Annotated in this window: 6 protein-coding genes; 1 reads left to right on the top strand and 5 read right to left on the bottom strand. The window is 58.8% G+C overall.

Annotated elements, in window-relative coordinates; genetic code table 11:
- Positions 1-613 precede the first annotated feature (613 nt).
- Both R6U20_RS11755 and R6U20_RS11760 read right to left on the bottom strand, forming a co-directional pair.
- Complete coding sequence (locus tag R6U20_RS11755) at positions 614-1,369, bottom strand: glucose 1-dehydrogenase (protein WP_410338048.1); 756 nt, start codon at positions 1,367-1,369, stop codon at positions 614-616.
- 42 nt (positions 1,370-1,411) lie between these two features.
- Complete coding sequence (locus R6U20_RS11760; RefSeq protein WP_410338049.1) at positions 1,412-1,885, bottom strand: CBS domain-containing protein; 474 nt, start codon at positions 1,883-1,885, stop codon at positions 1,412-1,414.
- 2 nt (positions 1,886-1,887) lie between these two features.
- On the opposite strand from R6U20_RS11760, the gene R6U20_RS11765 reads away from it, so the two are divergent.
- Positions 1,888-2,472 carry a DNA methyltransferase gene (locus tag R6U20_RS11765; protein WP_410338050.1) on the top strand — a complete coding sequence of 195 codons (585 nt, stop codon included), beginning with the start codon at positions 1,888-1,890 and terminating at the stop codon, positions 2,470-2,472.
- 52 nt (positions 2,473-2,524) lie between these two features.
- Here the strand turns inward: R6U20_RS11765 and malQ are convergent, their stop codons facing one another.
- From malQ to R6U20_RS11780, 3 genes are all read right to left on the bottom strand, one after another.
- Positions 2,525-4,054 (bottom strand): 4-alpha-glucanotransferase, encoded by a 1,530-nt coding sequence (malQ, locus tag R6U20_RS11770; protein ID WP_410338051.1) that lies wholly within the window; start codon positions 4,052-4,054, stop codon positions 2,525-2,527.
- Entirely contained in the window at positions 4,047-5,792 is a 1,746-nt protein-coding gene (locus R6U20_RS11775; protein WP_410338052.1) for a PH domain-containing protein, read from the bottom strand. Before R6U20_RS11775 ends, malQ begins: the two co-directional genes overlap by 8 nt.
- A 76-nt stretch (positions 5,793-5,868) precedes the next feature.
- Positions 5,869-6,405, bottom strand: a complete 537-nt coding sequence (locus R6U20_RS11780; RefSeq protein WP_410338053.1) for a PH domain-containing protein — start codon at positions 6,403-6,405, stop codon at positions 5,869-5,871.
- Between the last annotated feature and the right edge of the window lie 949 nt (positions 6,406-7,354).

A 7,354-nucleotide genomic window follows, 5' to 3' on the forward strand; every position in this document is an offset into this window, starting at 1 on the left:
AGCATAAAAATAATATCCGGCAAGGAAGCAGTAGATATTTTGGGAATCTCCTTTTTCCCTTCTTCTCTAAATTTAGCCATTGTTTAATTCCTCCTGATTTTTTAACTTCCTATGTCTTTAGGTTCAGCTTCTGAAATAATCATGGGAGTTCCGAAATCGTCAAGGGCGGGGACGAGACCGCGATGGCCAGGATCGGACCCCTGGCCGAGGAACGGGGCGTCGATGTGCGGCTCGCCTTTGACGGCATGGTGCAAGTGCGGAACCGACAACCTCAACCGCGTCGGGTTTACCCAGGTCTCCCGGTGCTAAGGCGCCCCTGGCGCCGCTGATCCGGAGCCGAGCGAAGCGAGGGCCGAAGGTCATGCCTGTGGTACGCACGAAGTAATCCATTCGCCGGTTGAGGGCGAACTCACTCCGCTAACGTATCCCTCCATTGGGGCATGGATCCCAGATCGTCTGCCGACCGCTGTCGGCATCCGTCTGGGATGACGGTGTGGGGGCATAAACAAGCATTTCTGCATGTTCAACAGCGATCATATGTATAGCACAACGCATTGTGACAGAGCACTATCCCCCAATTCAAGATCCTATAGAAACCGAACGAGGCTTCTAATCACTGCGCTGTGTAGCCGCCGTCAAGGACGAGTTCAGCGCCCGTTACGAATCGGGACTCGGTGGAGGCGAGATAGACAACCGCATAGGCCACATCTTCGGGCTGTCCCATGAACCCGATGGGATGCATCGCATCAAGCTCTTCTTTCGAGATCTCATTCATCTCGGCGCCGTAGTCGGCCATGCCGGTATCTACGTAGGCCGGGTGCACCGAATTCACGCGGATGCCCGCATCAGCCAGTTCGATGGCAGCATCTTTGGTCATGGTACGCACTGCGCCCTTGCTGGCGCCGTAGCAGACGTGCCGCGCCGACCCCACGAGTCCGGCAACCGACGACAGATTGATGATGGAGCCTCGCTCGGCATCGCGCATCGCGGGAACGACATGCTTCATGCCGAGGAAGACCCCTGTCACGTTCACATCCATGAGGCGGCGCCACTCCTCGACGGTCGTCTCTTCAAGAGGTTTGATCAGGTAGATGCCGGCGTTATTGACGAGCACAGTGGGGGGCCCAAAATCGCTTGTAACGGCATCGACGACCCGCTTCCAGTCGTCTTCCTCGGTCACGTTGTGGGCATAGAACTGGGCCGCCCCTCCCGCATCGCGAATCTGCGCGGCGGTGGCTTGGCCCTCCTCTTCATTGAGATCCGTAATGGCTACGGCAGCGCCTTCTTGCGCCAGATGCTGAGCCGCCGATCGGCCAATGCCGACTGCGCCTCCGGTTACGATAACAACTTCGTCTTGTACGCGTCCCATAGAGCAATGTAATGGGTTTGGTGAGCGGTATCGGATGCAGGGTTACAGGTCGCGGACGACCTTCAGCATGTCGGTTGAGGTGATAATGCCCTCGATGTGCCCGTCACGCGTTACAAACAGCCGGCGAATGTTGCTGCGGAGCATGACACTGGCGACCTGCTGCACGGACGTATGCGGGTTCACGTCGTAGATCTCGGGCGTCATCACATCGCGCACGGTGGCCGTGCTGGTTTCCGTAATGTGAAGCGCTTCCAAGTCCTCGTCGGCATAGTTGGCAGCGAGTTCATCGTAGTACACGGTGTGTACCCGCGTGGTGGTGCCGTTGCTGCCATCGCGGACATGGCGGGCCAGATCCGTCACGGAGACCACGCCAATGAGGGTGCCCTCGGCATCCACAACCGGGGCGCCGGTCACGTTGTGGTCGAGGAAAAAGTCGGACAGTTCGTGCAGTGTGCGGTCGGCTTCTACCGTATGCACGGCACGGGTCATGACGTCTTTGGCCTGGGTGTACTTCATGGTTGGCTTGCGCGTCTGTTGAGTGTAATAGAACAGTACACCCAAGACTATCTGAAAGAAGATGGATATGCTATCAGGCATTTCCCCGCATCGCCTGTGGGGATAACGCGCAATCGCTTCTTCGCGGAGGCGTAGAGCATCTCAAGCAGGCCATTGCGAACTCCGCATCCTCCGGCGAAGCCTGTCATGGTGAGCGGAGTCGAACCATCTCCTCGGGGCCTGGTAACGCCAGATGGACAGGAGGCCCCTGCCAACCTCCAGGGAGATCTTTATTCACTGCGTTCATCAGTCGCTTCGCTCGCCTCAATTACACAAGATTACGGACTCAACCCCGTGACCTTCCAGAGTTCATAATTAAGCTTACTACAGCAGAGGGAGATCTCGTTCTTGATCCATTTGCGGGATCTAATATGACTGGAAAGGTTGCTGAAGATTACAATCGACGCTGGATCGCAATTGACGAACAAGAGACATACCTTGAGGGGTCTATTTTTCGTTTCCCCGAGCTCGATGATGCCAGCGTGGACAAACAGGAGAAGAATACATCCCGGCATGTTCCTACCGAGCAGCCAGATCTATTCGTATAATTTGGCTCTACCGAACTGAGGGACTGCTGGATGCCTCTATCGAGGGTACATCCTACCGGTCCATGTGGGCGAAGCGGTTATGAGGTGTGGCACGCCCGTAGCTGAGCGTCCAATCCGAGAGGCGGTCGAAGGCGGCGTGGTCCAGCGCCGAGGGGGCAAAGCGCCACTGCCAGTTGCCGGTGGCGGTGCCGGGCGTATTCATGCGTGCGCTCGACGGTAGCTCCAGCAGGTCTTGAAGCGGGAGCACCACGCGCTCGGCTGCCGAGGCCCACAGCGCCCGATGGGCGGCGTAGACGACCGAGGGCGCGTGGTCGAGGTCGAGGTAGCGGTGAGCGGCGCGCTTCTCTTTGGCGGTGGCATCGTCGGCCCACCAGCCGCGCAGCGTGTTGTTGTCATGCGTGCCGGTGTAGGCTACTGTGTTCGGACGGTAATTGTGCGGCAGGAAGATGTTGCTCGCATCCGTCTCGAACGCAAACTGAAGCACCGCCATCCCCGGAAAGTCGAACTGGTCGCGCAGTTCGTACACCGAATCGGTGATATCGCCAAGATCTTCGGCTACAATAGGCAGGTCGCCCAGCGCCTCCTGCAGGTGCGCAAAGAACGGTGCGCCGGGGCCGTCTTCCCAGTAGCCATCGACGGCGGTGTCGGCGTGGGCGGGCACGGCCCAGTACTGATCGAAGCCGCGGAAGTGGTCAAGACGCAGCAGATCGACCTGTTGAAAGGCATGGCGCAGGCGGCGGGTCCACCATGCAAAGTTGTTGTCAGCCATGCGGTGCCAGCGGTAGAGCGGGTTGTCCCAGCGCTGGCCGTTGGGACTGAAATAGTCGGGCGGTACGCCGGCCACTGCGGTGGGCTGGCCCGTGTCATCCAGCCGAAAGAGGTCCTGGTGCGCCCACACGTCGGCGCTGTCGTGCGCCACGTAGATGGGCAGGTCGCCAAAGAAATGGATGTCGCGCTGGCGGCAGTACGCGTGTAGCGCCTGCCATTGCTGAAAGAAGAGAAACTGCCAGTAGGCATGCTTGCGGCACGTACGGGCATGGGTGCGTCGCGCCTCGTCCACCGCATCGGTGTCGTAGTGTGCAAGGGGCGCGGGCCACTCGGTCCACGGCCTGTCGTTGTGTGCTTCGCGGAGGGCCTCGTAGAGCGTATAGTCGGCGAGCCAGTCGTTATGGCGGATGCGAAAGCGGCTAAGGTCGGCCTGCTGAGCCCCCAGCGTGCGCTTGTCGAAGCGCTCAAATGCGGTGGTAAGCGCTGCGGTCTTGTGCTTGCGCACCGCCGGATAATCGACGCGGTCGGTAGGGAGGTCGCGGAGCGGAGCGACTTCTTCGTCAGTGAGCAGCCCGTCATGAAGCAGCGGGGTGAGGCTGATGAGCATGGGGTTGCCCGCAAATGTGGAGCGGCTGCTGTAGGGCGATCCGCTTGGTCCCGTGGGCCCGGTAGGCAGCACCTGCCAGATCTGTTGGTGCGTTTGATGCAGGCGGTTGGCAAAGGCGTAGGCGGCATTGCCCAGGTCGCCAATGCCATGTGGGCTGGGTAGCGACGTGATATGTGCAAGGAGGCCGCTTTGGCGGGAGTCAGGCACGGGAGGCAGGGTCAGTGTTGGGAAGGGGAAGCGCACGAGGAACGGCAGCAGCGGCTTGCCGGAGGTCGGAAGGAGGGGAGGCCGGGGCAGGCTGCTCTACATCCGAGACCATAGCCCGGTACAGGGTGTGGAACTGGTCGTAGAGCGTGTCGACGGCCTGGTCGGCAGCGCCAGCTTCCACATCCACAATATCTGGATAGGCAAATGCCGACGCGCCTGCGGTATCCACAAAGAGCGTTTTGAGGTTCAGGCGGCGCTGCAAGAGGCTGTCGGTGGCATAGGCCACCTGGTAGCGGTTGATGGGGATCATCCACAGGTAGTGGCGCAGCACGCCCCGGCGTACGTACAGGCCGTCGTGGTGGATCGCGAAGCGGTGGTAGTGATAGTGCAGGTACGCCGCGATGCCAAGAAGGGGAATGGTAAGCAGGCTCCACCATGGTAGGGCCACGTCGTATGGAGCCCACCAGTCGTGCGGCCAGAAGTACACGGCTGGAGCCAGAGCAGCCAGCAGTACGCCCAGGCGGCGCAGAAAGTGGCGGCGGATGGTAAGGGGCGAGACGCGCTCGAACGTGTCGGGCATCTCCATAGGGCGTACGCGATCGGCCAGGCGCATGACGGTTTCCCACTTCGCAAAGGGGGCAACCACGCGCTGCCCTTGCTGGTCGGTGTTGAGGCCCATGGTCTGCACTTCGAGGGTGTACCATCCAAACAGGCGCATCAGCGGGGTGGTTTGCACGATGAGCACCTGGACCTTGGCCAGCGGAATGGTGCCTTCAGTCACCGTGAACAGGCCGTGGCGTTTGCGTAGCTTGCCGCCATCCATCCACAGCGTAAAGCCGTAGTAGCGGTTCAGCGTGATGAGGATGCCGGAGAGCCATCCCAAAAGCGCGGCAACAAGTACGGTGCTCAAGACGGTGAGTACCGGCGACTGGTACATCGTGGCGACCACGGTATCAATGCGGTCTTGCGACAGCAGCAGCCAGTTGGTGAGCGTCTCCGGATCCACAAACTGAAGCACCGAGAAGATCAGCGCCAGGTAGAAGAGCGAAAACCGGAATGCGCCCGCCAGCAGCACGTGGCGCAGCGACATTGAAAAGAGCGTACGGGGGGAAGTGGGGGCCTCGGCTTCGGTTGAAGGCGTGGCGCGGGCCTTGGGCGGATCGGCATCCCGCTGGAAGGTGCGCACGGCAGCACGAATCTTCTGGGCCTGCGGCACCGACACGTATTCGATGCTGGCCTCGGTAGAGGCGCTCCCGGCGGTTTCCAGCCGTACTTGCGCCAGATTCAGCATGCGAGCCAAGAGCTGCTGCTCAATTTCGACGTTCTGGATGCGTTCAATGGGAATGCTTCGGTTCTTGCGGTTAAGCACGCCGCTCTGAATGACAATCTGCTGCGGGGTGATGCGGTAGCTAAACCGTAGATACTGCAAGACAATCGCCGGAAGGGCAATCAGTCCGTACACCGCCCCGAAGAAGAGCGGCAGCCACACCTGCGCATCGTTGTTGGTGAGCGTGGGGAGCAGAATCAGGGCCAGGGCTGGCAGCGTGGTCAGCAAGCGAAGCAGCAGCGTCAACGGATGCAGCGCCTGCGGCTCGCGCACGGCCCCGAGCGGACTGCTATCGGATGCGACGCCATTCCCCGGGTCGGGCGATGCTTCTTCCGAAGCGGACGCAGCATCTGATGCGCCGAGCGCAGACGAATCAGCAGCAGAAGAAGAATCGGTCGGCGGGGCAGCCATAGGCAGAGCGAGAGGAACAGAGCGGCAGTCAGGCCAGCGCGTGTGGTTTGGGGGCAGAGGGTCTACTGTGGCAGACTTATAACACGTCTTCCGTGAGGGGATCGTCTAAGATGTACTGCTTCACATCGTCGCGGATGCGCTCGGCAGTAGACAGGGGCAAGCCGGGGATGACCACATCGCTGGAGCGTGTGCCGGCGGTGTGAATAATCAGACGGCCCAGGTCGAACTCGCGCTCGAAGAGGTCTTGCGACACGTCGAGGTGCTGAATGCGACGCAGCGGAACGACCGTGCGCACATGGGTAATGACGCCGTGCTCCAGCACCAGTTCGTCCTCATGCAGGGCGTAGCCCCAGGCCCGGTAGCGCCAGCGCGGACCAACGACAACGTAGAGCACCATCAGCAGAAATATGCCCCCCACTATGCTAAGGATGGGGAGCCAGCCCATGCCCGAAAAGAAGCGCATGAGTGCAAAAAACAGAATACCTACAAACGTGACGGTGTACAGCAGACAGAGCTTAATGCGCCACACCGACTGAATGGAAGGGTCCAGGGCAGTCAGTGTGCTCACAGGGAGCAGTGCTCGGGGCGATGAAACCGTAGACGAAGAGGGCATGAGGCAGTAGGGAACGCAGAACGAAAAGCTTTACTCATAGCAGTTGGGGGGAGACAGGTTTCGGCTCGGTGGCATTCGGGAAGAACTGTGCGGTCTCATGGCCAGACACGTTCTTGCACTACCTAAATACAACCCGAGCAAAAACGCTCTGGATATCATCAGGTCCGTGTGCATCAGATGTGCCATTGGTGGGTACCAATACAATCCAAAAGCACCTCATGAGACACACCGCACCAAAGATCAAAACAAAGGTCTCTTGAGCTACCGCATAGTGGGTATCGCAATGGATGAACAGGTGGACATGTGCTCTTGGCAGCAACACCACCTTTGGTATGTCCGGTATATTTTGGAAGCCGATAGAGACAGTATGGGCTGCGAGCGGCTTCAATGAGTTGGGGCCGATCTGGCGCAAGTTCTCCCCGATCTACTGGCGTCAGTCGGGCTATGCCCTCATGCCGGCTCGTAGCCCTGGTTACGAACCTCCATCGCGGTCCAAATTTCGCCGCATTGCCGCTCGCTCTCGCTGCAAACCAAAATCCAAACAGGCTCTTAGACTGCCTCGTGAATGCATTGCAACTCAGCTGGCGAACGACTTTAATCCTTCAATGCGAAGAACTTATGTTTCAATTACGAAACGCCATCAGACATAAGAGTTGCGTTTTTGAGACATAAGAGGAACCCTAAGCTTCGGGAAAACTCGTTCACGTTCAGGTGGGAGAATTTTATTAATTTGAAATGAACTGGATCGATAGTTGAAGCAAGACCATTACAGAAGACGAGAATAAGTTTCCTTCATAGATTATTGGTATCCTAAACGAGTTGTATTCTGTAGTTACAGTACCTGACCCCAGGAAGTGATGAGCGGAGTCTTGGAGTTGGTTTTTGTGAAGATAAAGAAGAGCATTGCCATATGGAGTAGAGGAGCAGGTTGAACGCATCTCGGACTCGC

The organism is Longimonas sp. (assembly GCF_046498435.1).
In the GTDB taxonomy this organism is placed as follows: domain Bacteria; phylum Bacteroidota; class Rhodothermia; order Rhodothermales; family Salinibacteraceae; genus Longimonas.